Source organism: Methylomonas sp. AM2-LC, assembly GCF_039904985.1.
GTDB lineage: Bacteria > Pseudomonadota > Gammaproteobacteria > Methylococcales > Methylomonadaceae > Methylomonas.
Map to the genome: position 1 here is coordinate 223,105 of NZ_CP157005.1, position 17,391 is coordinate 240,495.

Annotated in this window: 18 protein-coding genes; 17 read left to right on the forward strand and 1 reads right to left on the reverse strand. The window is 40.7% G+C overall.

All coding sequences use genetic code 11. From position 1 onward, the window contains the following. The first annotated feature begins 285 nt into the window (after nt 1-285). From pyrF to ABH008_RS01110, 14 genes are all read left to right on the forward strand, one after another. Nucleotides 286-1,023: an orotidine-5'-phosphate decarboxylase gene (gene pyrF / locus ABH008_RS01045; protein ID WP_347988021.1), complete on the forward strand. Its 738-nt coding sequence runs from the start codon at nt 286-288 to the stop codon at nt 1,021-1,023. 65 nt (nt 1,024-1,088) lie between these two features. Further along, on the forward strand, nt 1,089-1,634 hold the full coding sequence (locus ABH008_RS01050) for a shikimate kinase (protein WP_347988022.1): 546 nt from the start codon (nt 1,089-1,091) through the stop codon (nt 1,632-1,634). After that, complete coding sequence (gene aroB / locus ABH008_RS01055) at nt 1,615-2,697, forward strand: 3-dehydroquinate synthase (protein WP_347988023.1); 1,083 nt, start codon at nt 1,615-1,617, stop codon at nt 2,695-2,697. Before ABH008_RS01050 ends, aroB begins: the two co-directional genes overlap by 20 nt. After that, nucleotides 2,687-4,291: an AAA family ATPase gene (locus tag ABH008_RS01060; RefSeq protein WP_347988024.1), complete on the forward strand. Its 1,605-nt coding sequence runs from the start codon at nt 2,687-2,689 to the stop codon at nt 4,289-4,291. The genes aroB and ABH008_RS01060 overlap by 11 nt, the downstream gene beginning before the upstream one ends. Before the next feature lie 10 nt (nt 4,292-4,301). Then, entirely contained in the window at nt 4,302-5,372 is a 1,071-nt protein-coding gene (gene hemE, locus ABH008_RS01065; protein ID WP_347988025.1) for a uroporphyrinogen decarboxylase, read from the forward strand. Next, complete coding sequence (locus ABH008_RS01070; RefSeq protein ID WP_347988026.1) at nt 5,372-5,785, forward strand: secondary thiamine-phosphate synthase enzyme YjbQ; 414 nt, start codon at nt 5,372-5,374, stop codon at nt 5,783-5,785. The genes hemE and ABH008_RS01070 overlap by 1 nt, the downstream gene beginning before the upstream one ends. 107 nt (nt 5,786-5,892) lie before the next feature. After that, nucleotides 5,893-6,351 carry a DUF411 domain-containing protein gene (locus ABH008_RS01075; protein WP_347988027.1) on the forward strand — a complete coding sequence of 153 codons (459 nt, stop codon included), beginning with the start codon at nt 5,893-5,895 and terminating at the stop codon, nt 6,349-6,351. A gap of 184 nt (nt 6,352-6,535) precedes the next feature. Continuing rightward, the gene (locus ABH008_RS01080) at nt 6,536-7,504 is read left to right on the forward strand and encodes a GDP-L-fucose synthase (protein ID WP_347988028.1); all 969 of its coding nucleotides are present in this window, start codon (nt 6,536-6,538) and stop codon (nt 7,502-7,504) included. A gap of 227 nt (nt 7,505-7,731) precedes the next feature. After that, entirely contained in the window at nt 7,732-8,130 is a 399-nt protein-coding gene (locus ABH008_RS01085) for a MarR family EPS-associated transcriptional regulator (protein ID WP_347988029.1), read from the forward strand. Beyond that, nucleotides 8,130-8,906 (forward strand): transketolase, encoded by a 777-nt coding sequence (locus ABH008_RS01090; protein WP_347988030.1) that lies wholly within the window; start codon nt 8,130-8,132, stop codon nt 8,904-8,906. Before ABH008_RS01085 ends, ABH008_RS01090 begins: the two co-directional genes overlap by 1 nt. Then, complete coding sequence (locus ABH008_RS01095) at nt 8,903-9,793, forward strand: hypothetical protein (protein WP_347988031.1); 891 nt, start codon at nt 8,903-8,905, stop codon at nt 9,791-9,793. The genes ABH008_RS01090 and ABH008_RS01095 overlap by 4 nt, the downstream gene beginning before the upstream one ends. Next, the gene (locus tag ABH008_RS01100) at nt 9,786-10,826 is read left to right on the forward strand and encodes an NAD-dependent epimerase/dehydratase family protein (protein WP_347988032.1); all 1,041 of its coding nucleotides are present in this window, start codon (nt 9,786-9,788) and stop codon (nt 10,824-10,826) included. The genes ABH008_RS01095 and ABH008_RS01100 overlap by 8 nt, the downstream gene beginning before the upstream one ends. Before the next feature lie 336 nt (nt 10,827-11,162). Further along, a complete protein-coding gene (locus ABH008_RS01105) occupies nt 11,163-11,873 on the forward strand; it encodes a methyltransferase domain-containing protein (protein WP_347988033.1) in 711 nt (236 codons plus the stop codon). A 31-nt stretch (nt 11,874-11,904) separates the two neighbouring features. Next, on the forward strand, nt 11,905-12,708 hold the full coding sequence (locus ABH008_RS01110) for a DUF268 domain-containing protein (RefSeq protein WP_347988034.1): 804 nt from the start codon (nt 11,905-11,907) through the stop codon (nt 12,706-12,708). 116 nt (nt 12,709-12,824) lie between these two features. On the opposite strand, the gene ABH008_RS01115 is transcribed toward ABH008_RS01110, so the two are convergent. Further along, nucleotides 12,825-13,628 (reverse strand): glycosyltransferase family 2 protein, encoded by an 804-nt coding sequence (locus ABH008_RS01115; RefSeq protein ID WP_347988035.1) that lies wholly within the window; start codon nt 13,626-13,628, stop codon nt 12,825-12,827. A gap of 902 nt (nt 13,629-14,530) precedes the next feature. Between ABH008_RS01115 and ABH008_RS01120 the strand changes: the two genes are divergently transcribed. From ABH008_RS01120 to ABH008_RS01130, 3 genes are read left to right on the forward strand one after another with little or no spacing between them, the layout of a single operon-like run. Beyond that, nucleotides 14,531-15,451 (forward strand): GDP-L-fucose synthase, encoded by a 921-nt coding sequence (locus ABH008_RS01120; protein ID WP_347988036.1) that lies wholly within the window; start codon nt 14,531-14,533, stop codon nt 15,449-15,451. A 4-nt stretch (nt 15,452-15,455) separates the two neighbouring features. Next, nucleotides 15,456-16,403 (forward strand): hypothetical protein, encoded by a 948-nt coding sequence (locus tag ABH008_RS01125; RefSeq protein ID WP_347988037.1) that lies wholly within the window; start codon nt 15,456-15,458, stop codon nt 16,401-16,403. A 46-nt stretch (nt 16,404-16,449) separates the two neighbouring features. Then, nucleotides 16,450-17,373 carry a glycosyltransferase gene (locus tag ABH008_RS01130; RefSeq protein WP_347988038.1) on the forward strand — a complete coding sequence of 308 codons (924 nt, stop codon included), beginning with the start codon at nt 16,450-16,452 and terminating at the stop codon, nt 17,371-17,373. The last annotated feature ends 18 nt before the right edge of the window (nt 17,374-17,391 follow it).

Here is a 17,391-nt window from a genome sequence, read left to right on the forward strand (position 1 = left end):
TTAATTCAGGTCAGTTATGGATATATTAGCCAACTGTAGTTTTTGAATAAACATAAGTAATTATGCCTATGAGTAGCAGAATATTTACCCATACAAATTAAACAAGGCTTGTTCACAATGTATTAATGCATTTATCAATACTACAATAACCTATTAAACACAAATTTGAAATGTAGGAATCGGTATCACATCAGATAATTCACAAAAATACGCCTTCCTGATCAAACATCGGATAAAATCCAGGTATTTAATCATTTGTACATTTTTACCAATCTGGAAATCGGCATGACAAACTCTGCATTTATCTCTACAAAAGCCATTCCTGTTCGCGAGCGACTAATCATGGCGTTGGATGTATCCAGTATTGCCGAAGCACAAAATTTAGTTGAAGAACTAGGGGATGCGGTTGTTTTTTATAAGGTAGGCATGGAACTGTTCATGTCTGGAGATTATTTCGGATTTATCGACTGGTTAAAAGCCCGCGATAAAAAAGTTTTTGTAGATTTAAAATTTTTTGACATACCCGCCACCGTAGGTAGGGCAATAAAAGCCTTAAGCATTAAAGGCGTCGATTTAGCCACTATTCATGGTAATGATGCCATCATGGAAGCCGCAGTTCAAAACAAAGGCAATTTGAAAGTTTTAGCGGTTACCGCATTGACTAGCCTTGACCGAGGTGATCTTGACGATCTGGGATTTCAATGTAACATTACAGATTTAGTGTTATCCCGTGCAAAACGCGCTTTCCAAATTGGTTGCGATGGCATTGTGTCGTCTGGATTGGAAGCCCCTCTGATAAGAGAACAACTAGGACAAAACCTGTTGGTCATCACACCTGGAATTAGGCCTGTTGATAATCGCGAGGACGATGACCAAAAACGTGCCGTCAGTGTTGATGAAGCCATTCAAAATGGGGCTGATTTTCTGGTAGTTGGCAGGCCAATCCGAGACGCCATTGATCGTAAAGCAATGGCAGAAAAAATTCAGACTCAAATTGCTGCCCATTTTAAAGAGTTAAGATAAAATTTTATTCCTATAGAAAAGTGGGCATAATGCCGAGCTTTAATGCATAAATCTCGCCATTGCACATGAATAAAATGGAGAATATCTACCTTATTGGTTTAATGGGGGTTGGTAAAACCACCATAGGAAAACAACTTGCCAAAGCCTTACATCGCCCGTTTTATGATAGCGATAAAATTATTGAGCAAAGCACTGGTACGAGTATTTCCACTATATTCTCCTACGAAGGCGAAGAAGGCTTTAGAATTCGTGAGCAAAGTGTCATTGCCGAATTGACTGCTTTGCAAGGTATCGTCATGGCAACCGGCGGAGGAGCGATCCTTAAAGCTGAAAATCGTGAAGCCATAAAACAAACGGGTTTCGTGGTCTATTTATATTGTTCAATAGATAAAATACTTTACCGAACCCGACACGACACTCAAAGACCTTTGTTGCAAACGGCCAACCCCAAACAGCGCTTGCAATCATTGCTTGCTCAACGAGAACCACTTTATAAAGAATGTGCTAACTTTAAAATAGATTCCGGTTCTATTCCTGGTAAAACCGTCGTTAAAACCATTCTACAACAGTATCGAACAGCTTTGGACAATCATGAAAGAATTGATAGTTGAATTAAATAATGATAGAAGCTACCCCATTTACATCGGCTCTGGCTTGTTAAACCAATCCCGATTATTGACTCAACACATCCAGTCAAAACAGGTAGCGATTGTCAGTAATGTTACTGTAGCACCTTTGTATTTAGCAAAGTTAGAAGCAGTGTTGCAAGATTACACAGTGCAGTCGGTTATCTTGCCGGATGGTGAGCAATACAAAACTTTGCACTATCTGGAACAAATTTTTGATCATTTGCTAGCAAACAAATTTAGCCGCAACTCTACTTTAATAGCACTAGGTGGTGGCGTTATCGGCGATATGACGGGATTTGCTGCTGCCTGTTATCAACGTGGCATTGCTTTTATACAGATTCCCACCACATTATTAGCCCAAGTCGACTCATCAGTAGGTGGTAAAACGGGCGTTAATCACCCTTTGGGCAAAAACATGATAGGCGCTTTTTGCCAACCCAAATGTGTGATTGCTGATGTAGATGTGCTGGATAGCCTAGAAGATAGACAACTATCGGCAGGTCTTGCAGAAGTCATAAAATATGGTTTGATTCGTGATATCGACTTCTTATTTTGGCTGGAAGCCAATATGAAAAATTTATTGGCCAGAGATAAATCTGCACTTACCTATGCAATTGAACGATCTTGTATAAACAAAGCCGAAGTGGTTGGTGAAGATGAGTTTGAAACCGGAGTACGTGCTACATTAAATTTGGGACATACTTTTGGTCACGCCATAGAAACGGGTACGGGCTATGGCCATTATCTACATGGGGAAGCCGTTGCAATCGGATGTTGTTTGGCAGCAGATCTTTCCAGACGTATAGGTTGGCTAAATTTACAGGAAGTTGAGCGCATTATTGCCATTTTTAAATCAGCACATTTGCCTGTGTTAACGCCTGAACAAATGACAGTTGATCACTTCCTTGAACTAATGTCGGTGGACAAAAAAAATCTGGATGGCAAAATCCGGCTTATTCTACTGGAAGCAATGGGTAAAGCTTCGTTGCCCATCAATGTCGATCATGCACAGCTGCTTGCAACGCTGAAAAATTATGCAGGATAATAAAAAAATTACTCAAACTAATTCAAAGCTGACTGCCAGCAATACTACTATGCGCACGTTACTTTCTCAGGAACGTTCCCAAAAGTTAGACTTGCTGATTCATTTACTTAGCAATTTGCGTCAACCACTTGTCGTGTGCGGCCCTGAGGGCATAGGTAAAACCACATTTCTAAACACATTACAAGAAAGCCGTGGCGACCAGTGGTGGATATGTCCGCAGCAAGGATCTGCTAATCTAAGCTTTGAAACTATTATTAATAATTTGAATCGATTTCTAGATATAAAAGATACAGATAATCGATTTGATCTGACTGTGCTACGCCACTTTTGTGAACAGCAAAAAGTAATATTAATGATCGACGATGCAGGAGAACTGGTGCCAGGTCTCTTAGGCGAATTAATCGCATTGTCCGAATCAATGCCAAAATTACAACTTGTTTTTTCTATGACTTATGATCAATTTCATATTAAACACGCTTCGGATAAAACAGTAGACGATTGTCATTTCATTGAATTACCCCCTCTGAACTTAAAACAATGCCGAGAGTTTTTACAAAACTTATCAGCTCAACCTGGAGCAGCATTATCGTTTCAAGCTGTCGACGACAATCTGGTAACGGCGCTTTATCGTGAAACGCATGGCATACCTGGCAAAATTCTGCAAGAACTCCCCAAGCTTGATCGCTACCAAAATCGGAAAAGAAGTCGGATTGGATTATGGCTAAGTATCACCTTAATAGTTGTTATTACTGGCTGGTGTATCACACTGCTTTTGCCATCCTTTCCTATATCAACAAATACCATAGAGACTTCCATCGCTAATCAGCCCGAAGACGACAAGAAAGTCACAAAATCACTGTTAGCCATCCCAACATTTTCTGACGTAAAGCCCGATACTCCTGCAACAACTATTCAGAATCAAGACATAAAAGAAAATGTTTTAACGCCTAGCCAAATTGAACCCGTTAAGAATGATGCATTTAACAAAGCAGCATTGCCGACAATAAGCACCAGCGAACCTTCGTCAACTCAATCACTAAACCAAGACAAGGACATTATCTCGCAAGAAATAAAGCTACAGCCATCTAATTTGCCGGTTATCCCTGCCTTGCCGTCCACCAGTACAAATGCAAGTACTGCTCAGATCGTTAAATCTGCGCCTGTTATTAGTTCTCAAGCTGAAAAACCAACATTAACCACTCCGCCCGTAGTTGAGACAACTACTCTCGCCAAAACACCGGAATCCACTGTCCATACCGCTGAAAAAAAACCTGACAAACCTGTCAGCGAGACTGACACTGATGATTGGATACAAGCACAACCAGCGAACAATTATACATTACAAATCATGGTTTTATCTAATAAACTAGCTGCAAGCCGTTTTATTAAGAAATACGATGAATATAGCGACAATCTAAAATACTATCCAATCACTAAAGGTATCGGCGAGCCAGAAAAATACGTGCTAATTTACGGATCTTTTAAGACCGCTAACGAAGCCAAACAATACAAAGCCACGATGCCAAATGAATTTAAACAAGCACTGGAAAAACGCTTTCGGGCCATTCAAATTGAAAGCAGACACCGAAATTAACACTTAGCACATGACTATCCTAGAAAACGATTTATTTATCAGAACCCTACTTAAACAAGAAGTTGAACGCACTCCGGTTTGGATGATGCGCCAAGCAGGCCGATATTTGCCAGAGTATCGTCAAACTCGCAGTAAAGCAGGTAGTTTTATGCAGTTATGCACCAACCCAGAACTGGCTTGTGAAGTAACACTACAACCCTTAGAAAGATTTAGTTTTGATGCCGCTATTTTGTTTTCAGATATTTTGACAATTCCTGATGCAATGGGCTTAGGTCTATCATTTGCTGAAGGCGAGGGGCCACAATTTGCACACCCCATCAAAACTGCTGAGGATGTTAAAAATCTCCCTATCCCTGACCCAGAAATTGAGCTGCGCTATGTAATGGATGCTGTACGTCTGATAAAAACTAATTTGCATGGTCGTGTGCCATTAATTGGTTTTTCGGGTAGCCCCTGGACATTGGCAACCTATATGGTAGAAGGGAAAAGCAGTAAAAACTTCCAAAAAGTTAAAGGCATGCTATTCGAACAACCACTATGCATGCATACCTTACTAGCCAAACTAGCACAATCTGTTGCAGCTTATCTAAATGCTCAAATTGCTGCAGGCGCAGATGTGGTGATGGTCTTTGATACTTGGGGTGGCATGCTAAGCCATGATGATTATCTAGAGTTTTCACTCCAATACGCTCAGCAAGTTCGACAATTGCTGAACACAACGCGTGATGGCCAACAAATTCCCTGTATTTTGTTTACTAAAGGTGGCGGACTGTGGCTAGAATCAATGGCCGATAGTGGATACGACGCACTCGGATTAGACTGGCAAACCGACATTGGCAATGCCAGAAACCGTGTGGGTGAAAAAGTCGTTTTGCAGGGTAATATGGATCCCATTACGCTCTATGCTTCACCTGAAGTAATCCGTAATAAGGTAGGCAAAGTTTTAAACAGTTACGGTCACGGTAGTGGCCATGTGTTTAACTTGGGGCATGGCATTTTGCCAGACATTAATCCTGAGCATGTAAAAGCGATGGTTGATGCAGTGCATGAACTTAGTCCACAATATCATGTGCGCAGCTAATGTGGATGCAAAAGCAGTTGCATTTAAGTGCTAAACCGCGCGGCTTTCATCTGATAACAGATGAAATACTACAGCAGCTGCCTGATCTTAATAAATTTAGGTTAGGGCTGGCACATATTTTCTTGCAGCATACTTCTGCTTCTTTAAGCATTAATGAAAATGCCGATGTACGTCGCGATCTGGAGAGTTATTTCTCAAGGGCAGTTCCTGAAAATCAGACTTATTTTCGACATATATTGGAAGGCGCAGATGATATGCCTGCACACATAAAATCCGTCTTATTGGGCTGCTCCCTTACTATACCCATATGTGATGGAAAACTTGCACTGGGTATCTGGCAGGGTATTTATTTATGTGAACATCGAAATCAAGCTGGGATGCGCTCTATCTTGATTACCATTAATGGCGATTAAAGTTTGGAGTCCTTAATGTTGAACATACCTCTCCGACCCGATAGCTTGCTATCTGTTAGGCTTTGCGCAAAAAACTTATACATTTTCAATTTCAGCGGTGTGAAAAAATGAAAACTTTCAAATTGTTCAGCATACTGATGTCATCCTTTCTAAGCTTACCCATTTTGGCTGACGAATCTATCACTCCCGTGGAAATGACCGTCTATCGAAGCCCCTCCTGTAGTTGTTGCGGCAAATGGTCCGAACATGTTGAAGCTAATCAGTTCAATATTAAGACCATCATTACCGATGATATGCAAGCTATCAAAGCCAAATATGGTATCCCGGACAAATTAGCATCCTGCCATACTGCTCTGGTTAATGGCTACGTCATTGAAGGACATGTGCCAGCGAATGATATTAAAAAGCTTTTACAATTAAAACCCGATGTGGCGGGTATCTCTGCACCCAGAATGCCGTTAGGCAGTCCGGGTATGGAAACTGAAGGGCAAAAACAAGCTTATCAAGTTATCTCTTTTGATAAACAAGGAAAAATGACTGTGTTTGCTGAGCATGAAGGGAATTAAGATATCCGTCTCGTTAATTATTCAGTCATTAAAATGTAACAGTTACATATACCAAAGAATTGCATAATACTTGGGAATTGCCATTTTTAAGCTGCTTAAGTTAGGCTTAACGCTAAAATTCGGCCTTTCTTCACTAATGACTGATAAAATTAGAAGTAAATAGCGACTTTACAAAGGATAATTTATGGACAAAAATGCAAAGATATACGTAGCTGGACACAATGGACTGGTGGGATCTGCCTTAGTCCGTAACTTGCAAGCCAATGGCTATTCCAACCTGTTACTACGCAGACATGCAGAGCTGGACTTAACTGACCAGCACGCTACCGAAGCATTTTTCGCTGAGGAAAAGCCCGAATACGTTTTTCTTGCTGCTGCTAAAGTAGGAGGTATTCACGCCAACAACTCTTATCCTGCCGAATTTATTCGACAAAACTTAGTTATTCAAACAAATGTTATCCATGCTGCTTACAAAACTAATGTTCAACGATTGTTGTTTCTAGGCTCCAGTTGCATTTATCCCAGAAACTGTCCACAACCAATTAAAGAAGAATATCTCCTTAGCGGTCCGTTGGAACTGACTAATCGTGCCTATGCAGTTGCAAAAATTGCAGGCATTGAAACCTGTCGGTCATACAATAAACAATTTGGTAGCAAATTCCTTTCTGTGATGCCTACCAATCTTTACGGGCCCAACGACAATTACGATCTGGATAACTCACATGTGCTACCCGCTCTAATACGAAAATTCCATACAGCTAAAATTTCCGGCTCATCAGAAGTAGAAATATGGGGAAGCGGAAATCCTCGTCGTGAATTTTTATATGTAGATGATATGGCGTCTGCATGCATTTTTCTTGCTAAACTTTCTGCGCAAGCTTATCAAGAATTACTCAACTATTCAGTTGTTCCTGGTCTTATAAATGTTGGTTATGGCAGTGACTTATCTATTCAAAATCTCGCCGAGAAAATTGCCAAAGTCGTTGGTTTTACAGGTCGTATAATAAAAGATCAAAACAAGCCTGATGGCACTCCCCAAAAACTACTTGACTCGTCCCGGATTCATGAACTTGGGTGGAAACCTGAGTTTAGTTTAGATGAGGGTATAAGTAAGACATATAGCGCTTACACTACTGGAATAGATTTAACTTGAAATCGTCGAAAGCAACATAACAAGCCTAGGTAGTCGTAACGTAATCATATAAACAACATTAAAATGGTGGATTAGACCAAACTTTGATTTAATCAACATCGCAAGTTTTATGTTATATTGTGTTGATATGATAAACAGATTAGATTGTTTCGTCATATTAACCAGAATTTACTAGCAGTTATGCAGTATAAATTGGTGTAAAAAATTAGCTTCCTTGATAAAAGCAGATGAAAATCTTTCCTGACAATTCTTTGCACCAAGAAAACCACTTAAAATTGTTGCCTCTTCTTGAGTCAAATCCACAGATGAGCCAGGGCGATTTGTCTAAAGCCTTAGCAGTGAGCTTGGGCACGACCAACTACTGCATTAAAGTTCTTCTCGACATAGGACTCATCAAGTTGCAAAATTTTCATAAAAATAACAACAAAATGACTTATGTTTATTTGTTAAGTCCTCTCGGCATTGGGCAAAAAGCGCGTATGACCTTAAAATTCTTGAAAATTAAGATGCAAGAATATGAGCAGTTGCGTGTTGAAATTGCAGACTTGAAGCGTGAAGCGAAACTTAACAGCATCACAAAGCAAGACTATAAGCGTATCGGAAAATTAATTTTGGAGGTCCGCTAATGCCTGAAAAATTAATAAAAAAAATGAAGCGCCAAATCGTGCATGCTGCATATTTAGCTGGCGAAGGGCATGTGGCAAGCGCATTCTCCATCCTTGATTTGCTTTGGGTACTTTACGATAAAGTAATGAGTTTTGATGCAACTCGACCCGATGAGATATATCTGGATCATTTTGTGCTTAGCAAAGGTCACGCATCACTTGCTCTTTATGCGGTTCTGGCAGAAAAAGGGATTTTAGCTGACGATAGCTTAAACAACTTTTGTCAGTATGACGGCAAATTAGGTGGGCATCCTGACTGTAACAAGATATTAGGTGTGGAGGCCTCCACGGGTTCTCTTGGCCATGGGCTGCCAATCGCTGTGGGCATGGCTTTAGGCTCTAAAATCAGTCAGTTCAATAATCGAATTTTTTGCTTGATTGGTGATGGTGAATGCAACGAAGGCACTATTTGGGAGTCCTCTCTTTTAGCGGCTCATCACCAGCTTTCGAATCTATGCTGTATTGTTGATTATAATCACTCTACTGACCGTGCATTAGATTTGAATGATTTGGCAGGAAAGTTTAAATCATTCGGCTGGGAAGTTCTTTCGATACCAGGACATGACCACCAGGAAATTTTCCATGCTTTAAGTCATCGGCATCCACACCGTCCTTTGGCAATTATTGCAGAAACCATTAAAGGATACGGCATTAAAAGTATGGAAAACGAGCCTGCCTGGCACCATAGATCACCTAACGCCGAGGAGCTTAACAGCATGATAAAGGAATTGTCATGAGCATGAGACAACAATTTGTTAAGACTGTCGAATCGCAGTTAGCTTGCGATGAAAAAATTGTCCTTCTGCTAGGAGATATCGGTATTTTTGGCTTTCGCAAGGCATTCCATAACTTTGCCAACCGGGTATACAATATCGGCATTTTGGAGCCAGCCACCATAGGCTTGGCGTCAGGGTTGGCCAAAACAGGATTTATCCCTATTGTCCATACTATTGCTCCTTTTTTAGTCGAGCGTAGTTTTGAGCAGCTCAAAATCGATTTTGGCTATCAACGCTTGGGCGGCAATTTTGTCAGCGTTGGCGCATCTTATGATTATGCGTCGCTAGGATGCACTCACCATTGCCCTGGCGATGTCGGTGTATTGCAGAATATTCCTGGAATGGAAATTGTGGTGCCTGGAACCGCAGCTGAATTTGATGCGCTTTTCCAACAATCCTATGCCAACGGCAATCCCACATATTATCGCCTCAGCGAGCGGGAAAACAACAAATCGCAATCGGTAACATTTGGTCATGCCAACTTGCTCAAAAAAGGGACACTGGCTACCGTTGTTATTGTTGGCCCCACTCTCGATTATGCCCTACCGGCAATCGAAGATCTTGACGTTAGTATCATCTACTACACCACGCTTGCGCCATTCGATGGTTTAATGCTCCGCAATAATTTAGCAAATTCGGGCAAGATTCTGTTGGTCGAGCCCTTTTATTCAGGAACGCTGGCCCGCGAGATCTTCTCTGCTGTTTATCCCAAACCGGTAACGATAGACTCGGTAGGCGTTCCTCGCGAATTCCTGAAACATTACGGAAAAGCCAACGAGCATGACCAAGCCATCGGCTTTACTTGTGACAATATTCTAGCCAAACTGGAGGCGTTGATTAATGGCTAATTTACTGGTTTCAATTATTGAAGAAGATGCGCAAAAAGTAGTAGCGGCAGCTAACCTCCAAAAACTGGCTGGTAAATCTATTTTATTGACTGGCGCATCAGGATTGCTTGGCACCTATTTTTTGGCCAGTTTGAGCGAATTGGCACGACAGGGTTTCGCACCTTGCTCAGTAACCGCTGTAGTGTATTCTGAAGTCTCTGCATCGCTCAAGCCATTTTTAGCTTTTGACGGAGTTCGAGTAATACAGGGCGATTTGACCGATTTAAATTTTGTCGACGGTTTGGGAGAATTTGATTTTATTATTCATGCAGCAGGTTATGGTCAACCTGGTCGGTTCATGGAAAATCAAATTAAAACACTACAACTAAATACATCAACTACTTTGGCTTTGTTTGATCGCCTTGCTAGCGGTGGAAGCTTTCTTTTTCTTAGCACTAGCGAAGTATATAGTGGACTGAACAATCCACCCTTTCGCGAAGACCAGATCGGCACCACCAATACCACTCATTTCCGTGCCTGTTACATTGAGGGCAAACGTTCGGGGGAGGCAATCTGTAACGCTTATCGGGCTAATGGCATTAATGCCAATTCAGCTCGATTGGCATTAGCCTATGGACCAGGAACCAAACCGGCCGACCGTCGGGTTATTAACTCATTTATAGAAAGAGGCGCTACCCAGGGAAAAATCATACTTCAAGACATGGGAATTGCAAAACGCACTTATTGTTATGTTTCGGATGCTGTTGAAATTCTGTGGCATATCCTCCTTCTCGGACGTGAACCGATTTACAATGTTGGCGGATTTTCCCGGACAACCATTGCTGAACTTGCCAAAAAAGTAGGCAGCAACATGAACGTGCCAGTGGAATTTCCCAAAGATGTTCAGGAATTGGGCGGCGCACCGGAAGATGTATATCTGGATATGAGCTTAGTACAACAGGAATTTAAAAAAACAAAGTACATTACATTAGAGGAAGGTTTAACTCGTACCATCGAATGGCAAAAAGCGCTTTATGCCACAGGCTATTTTTGAACACTGACATGGCTTTTGGTGCTTTTGGATCCATAGTAATCACAAAAATGTCTTGAAATAGATGTTTTTTGTCTATCGACTCCCTGGGCTTGTTATTGTGACAAAATGATCTAACATCTAAGTACTTAATTTTATAATTCTTTAATTTCAGATAGAAAAACATATACTCATCTATCTTCTATTTTCAAATCGATTTAAGTACGATTGCCCTAGCGATCAACTACCCATTTATTTTAATAAATGGTAAAATTTTTTATTTAATCAGATCAAAATGCCCTTTCTCATAGAGTTGTGTCTCGGTCTTTTTTACTTTTTCTCAACTATTAGGACTGGCAAATGAAGGAATCATTTAAAAAGTTTATCGGGATAAATAAAAATGAAGAAGCTCGAAATCAATGGCTTTCAGAAACATTGGCTGCTATTCCCCCTGGTTTACGTATACTGGACGCGGGTGCTGGAGAGCTTCGGAATAAGCCCTTATGTACTCATCTGAACTATGTATCGCAAGACGTATGCCAATATCAAGGTGACGGAGATGGTCAAGGCCTGCAAACAGGCACATGGGATACCAGCAACATTGATGTAGTATGCGATATTACAAATATTCCTGAAGCGGATGCTTCGTTTGATGTGATCCTGTGTAGCGAAGTTTTTGAGCATCTGCCTGATGCGCTCAGAGCACTCGATGAGTTTTCCCGTTTACTGAAACAGGATGGCAAACTGATAATCACTGCGCCTTTCGCATCATTGGTTCATTTTGCCCCTTATCATTTTGTCAGTGGTTTTAGCCGATATTGGTACGAGTATCACCTGCCTCTACGGAATTTCATCATCCTAGAGCTTATCCCGAATGGCGACTGGTTTTCTTATACCAAACAGGAAATATTGCGGCTACCGGGCATGGCCCGCCATTACGGCAGTTGGTGTTGGCCGCTAGCTTATTTGGTAACAGCAATCGGATGTCTTTATTTTTCACTGCATGGAAAATCAAGGACTGCAGAGGATGTTGGGTGTTTTGGCTGGCATTGCATTGCAGTAAAATCATAACGGCTTAACTTTACTGATAGGAATTCGATTCTTGAACTGGAAATTATATATTCGAAGTAATCCGATACTATTTCGTATGGCGCGACCTTTGCAACGTTGGTTACGCCCACTTTATGCACAGCCCGTAACAGGCTGCTTTGAATACCTACGTTTTTTTAAAGATTGGCAACGTTATCGGGCTGCGGGCGGTATCGCCTATCTGAAAGATTTTTATCCCTGTTTAACGGACCGAACACACGAAACACCAATTGATCCTCATTATTTTTATCAGGCGGTCTGGGGAGCTTCACAAATCTGGTCACATTTACCGCAGGTTCATGTGGATGTTGGTTCTGATGTTAAATTTGTCGGAATGCTCAGTGCAGCAATCAAAGTCGAATTCGTTGATATTCGCCCTCTATCTGTGAAATTAGAAAATCTGGTTTGCCGCGAGGGAACAATTTTAAACTTACCTTATGCCGATTCGAGTGTTCAATCTATTTCTTGCCTGCATGTTATTGAGCATATTGGCTTAGGTCGATACGGTGACCCTATTGATCCAGACGGAACAGCAAAGGCTTGTGCCGAATTAGCGAGGGTGCTGAAACCTGGCGGGTATTTATATCTCTCCACCCCAATAGGAACTCCCAGAGTTCAGTTTAATGGGCACCGCATACTTTCACTTAGTGAAATATGGCAATTTTTATCAGAACTTAGTCTAGTTGAAATGGCATGGATTGATAATCACGGGGTATTTCACCAACATATAACACCGGAATGTATCGTCTATGATGAAAACGCCAGTTTGGATTGTGGTCTAGGATGTTTTGTGTTTACCAAGGGTGCTGTCAAATAAGTCTGGCAACATTCTAGATACTGATACACACTTCCTTGTCAAGATGAGGCGCAAAAGTCGAATCTAAAGAGGCAAATTTAAGGACTTAACAATAAAAAGTACTTAGTAACTGTAATTCAATTGAATAACTTAATTAGAACTAAGCGCCTTATAAATTTCGCAATAGAAAATAATGTAGCTAAGGCATAATGCGTAAATCCGATACTTTTTTCAGCATATAATACAGTAAGGTTATCCAATTCAGCACTTTCCATTCGCCACAAATTCGCACTTAACCCAGTTGCACCATAAAGTGGCTTGTAAACATAAGCCAATGGGCTTTCAATCCTTAGTACTCCTAGACCTGCAAAAGCAATTTGTTGCCATAATAGTAAGTCTTCAGCATAACGCTTATTACTCTGGAAACGAACAGGTATATTACGTTTCAGCATCACCGATGGTGTAGAGAAGGCATTCTTGTATAACAAACTATAAGGATAGATTTTAGTGATGCTGGCATTTTGGGTAATATTGGGGGTAGAACTGCCAGCCTTTAACCAGATAGTTTGGTGCCCGCATAAGCTTATGTCAGGGTTTTCTAGCATAACTTGATACTGTATGAGCAGTTTATCAGGATGCCAAGAATCATCTGAATCAAGAAAAGCAATATAGGGCTGACTAGCTACCGACCATCCTAAGTTCCGTGCCGTTGCTGCTCCAAAATTGTTAGGTAAGGTGATAAGCTTTATCCAACCGCTATATTGTCGCTCAATCTCGTACAATACTTCAAGGGTGCCATCACCACTTGAGTCCTCAACTAAAATGACTTCACAAGGTTTTTTGGTTTGCTGTTCAATTGACTGTACCGCTCTATGTATCGTGTTTGCACAACGAAAGCAAGGAACAATTACTGAAATAGGGACGTATGTATTATTTATCATTAAAGGTATGGATAGATAATAAACTAAAATATACTAACGCAAAAAAGTTTTTTGATATAAAACCGTCTTTGGATAGATCATGGTAAACCTATAAACAGCATCACAGTTAACAGCGAATATTGATGACCAACCGATAACATACAACGCATACAACTTGTGCAACGCTTTTGAGTAGTTATCACGGCAACCATAAATTGTTTATAGGCTACTTTATATACAATGCTCTTAATATTTTACCCTACATTTTGTAGTGGGCTAATAATGGACGCGTCGATATATACTGGTAAATCGTTTGAGTTCGTGGGTAAAGCAGTCTTTTTTAACAGTACGTTATTTTTGAAACGTGCGTAGTCTATTACCTAAAACCAATTAAAGCCAATCTGGAAGCCAGTAATTACATTACTGACTAAATCGTTTGCCTTTATTACCGCTAGCATTTTCATTCAATCTTTGGAAATGTACCTCACAACATCTTTGAGAAAGAAATACCACAAGTTTGACCTATCGATGTGCCTAGAAATGATTTTTTATTGCTTAGCTGTGTTAGTGAGATTTATATTTTCGCTGACAAATTATTCACCTAATTCGCGGCTGTTATTTCCCTCTACAGGTGATTATGGAATGGTTAGGTTGCCGCGTCTCTTTTTATATTACTAGAGTTCATAGTTACATTCTATACAGCTTACAAAACAAACTGTCCAGATACATTTGCAGGCACTGATTCATGATAGAATTAGTCAGTTAAATAAGAAATGTTACAGAATACGTATGTTTATGTATGCGTGATTTTGAGACAGAATTAATATAACTTAATACATTGCTTTCACTGAGGGTCTGGCCCGCACCATCGAATGGCAGAAAGCTCTAAATACTACAGAATTGTAAGTGAAGGAAACTCATTAATGACCAAAACCATAGTCACAGGCGCTAACGGCTTGGTAGGGTACGCCCTGCGGCAATTAAACCAACCAAATACGACTTATTTGAGCCGAGAAACGCTGAATTTAACCGATTTTGTGGCAACACAAGCACATTTTAAAGCCTTGGCTCCTGAGAATGTGATTCATTTGGCGGCTCAAGTAGGTGGTATTGGTGGCAATTTAATTCACTCCGGTGAGTATTTTCGCAACAACATCCTGATCAATACTAATGTACTGGAAAGCGCTAGAATAGCAGGTAGTAAAAAACTGATTTCGTTTATGTCTACCTGTGTGTTTCCCGATAAATGCATCTATCCACTCAACGAAAAAGACCTACATAATGGGCCACCGCATCCGTCAAATTTTGGCTATGCCTATGCCAAACGCATGTTAGAAGTACAAAGTAGCGCCTATCGCAAAGAATGGAACTGTAATTATATCGTCGCCATTCCAACCAATATTTATGGTCCTAATGATAACTTTAGTCTGACCGAAGGGCATGTAGTCCCTGCGTTGATCCATCGTACTTATTTAGCCAAACAGCAAGGTACCGACCTGATAGTCTGGGGTAGTGGCAAACCCTTACGTGAGTTTGTCTACTCCGAGGATATTGCCCGATTAACGCTGTGGGCGTTAGAAAATTATTCCGACGATACACCGATTATTTTTACCTCGGGTATTGAAGTTAGCATCCGAGAACTGGTAGAAATTGTAGCCAAAAAAATAGGTTTTCAAGGTAATCTGCTGTTCGATGCAGAGAAACCAGATGGGCAATACCGCAAACCCTCAGATGCCAGCAAGCTAAATAGCTACTTACCCAATTTTAAGTGGACGCCTCTCGAAGAAGGGATAGAACGCACGATCGATTGGTTCTTAAGCCATTACCCAAATGTAAGGTTGTAATTGCATGGTAAATACGCAGACAAATCCCCCGATTAAATCATTGGCAGTGGCCGATTTTGCAGCTGCTTTTGGTGAACTTCTCAGTGCTTATGTAGAGGAGCGCATTCGCGCATATGCGTTTGAATACACTGAGTTTTCGCCAGCTGAAAAAGAAGGCTTGTTGATAAAAGTAGTGGAAACCTTACTAGATCCAAATTTATTGCAATCGGGTGAACATAGGCTTGACCAATGGGAATTAGGCTGGGGAGAGAATTTGGAATTGATTTTACACAATCCAGGTAATATCGACTTGATTGTGCCGAAATACTTTAATAAATATGGAGCTATCCGCTGGCGCGGTGATTTTATCCGGCCGATCTCTGAAAAGTTTGAGTGTCATTCATTAGCGATTATTTTAGACTGGCTATTTGATAAATATTTACGTCAGGCCAGTGCGATTTATGAATTCGGCTGCGGCACTGGACATAACTTACTGCGGGCTAGGGGTGTAAATGAACAAGCTAGTCTCTATGGGCTTGATTGGACAGTAGCCTCGCAACGTATCATCGAAAACTTAGCCCGGCATCAAATCGACCCGGATATACATGGTCATCGTTTCGATTATTTTAATCCCGATCAGGATTTTCAGTTGGCAGAAAATGCCGTTGTGTATACCGTGGCGTCTTTAGAACAAATCGGTTCACGCTGGGAACCATTTTTAAACTATTTGCTGAAAAACCGCCCAAAACTGTGTATTCATATAGAACCCATAGCGGAATTGCTGGATGAAAGCAAACTGATAGATTATTTATCGGTGGCTTATTTTAAAAAGCGTAATTATCTCAACGGCTTTTTAGATGGATTGCGACAGCTCGAACAAATCGGGCAAATTAAAATTCACAAAGCTCAACGTACTTACATTGGCAGTCTGTTTATAGAGGGTTATTCAATTATAGTCTGGTCTCCTGTTTAGTTTAGAAAAACCCATCCGTTCGTAATCGCCAAGAGAGGAATGCTGTGTGAGTAATTTTGTATTTGATCTTAAATGTCTGCCCGCTGAGCATCCTGATATATCAGTGATTTGCATAAATAGAAATCATGAAAAATATATCGAAGACACCATACTATCGGTACTAGCTCAGAAATTCGACAATTTTGAATTTCTGATAGCCGATGGCGGTTCTACGGACTCCTCCCTTGACATTATTCGTCAATATCCGTTTATTCAGTTGGTGACGGGGCAAGATACATGCCGTGAAGAGGGCTTGCTTCGCGCGTTAAATGCAGCACGGGGCCGTTACGTCATGGTAACGACCTCGACCGACGGCTATCTTTCCAGAGATTGGTTCAAACGGGCAGCTACGATCTTAGATCAAGATTCACAGGTATCGCTCGTATTTGGTGGCAGTGCGGCCATGGGTAGTGAAGGCACACTAGGTGCAATTACCTATCCGGTGCAATTCCCTTTTCAGGAAGAGCAGGAAAAAGGGCGTTTATCCCAATTATGGTTACAATACGGTTTGGAAGCCTCGTATTTACCAGAGTTAAATTATTGTGTGCGTATGGAGGTTTTCAAACAGTTAATGGGGCCCAGCTCAGAGTTTCCAACTTTGAATGACATTGATCCAATTTTACGCTTTCATTTCGAGTTTAATCGTTTAGGCTATATTTCCAGTTATCAACCTGTTTTAGCCAATTTTGGTCGTACACACCCCAATCAAGCCCAGATTAGTGAAAAAAATAATCGTTATTTACGGATTTATAATGAAAATTGGCGAAACTATCGCAAATCAGTCATGTTGGGTAAACTTGAGCATGTTTTTCGAGATGGAAATGGCAATCCAATCGCTAAAAATAAACAAACAACAATAAATCGGTTACAACTATTTTTACCAAGAATTCCATACTTTCAGATTCGCCAATTTATTAAAAATATAATATGAATAGTGAATTAGAAAAGA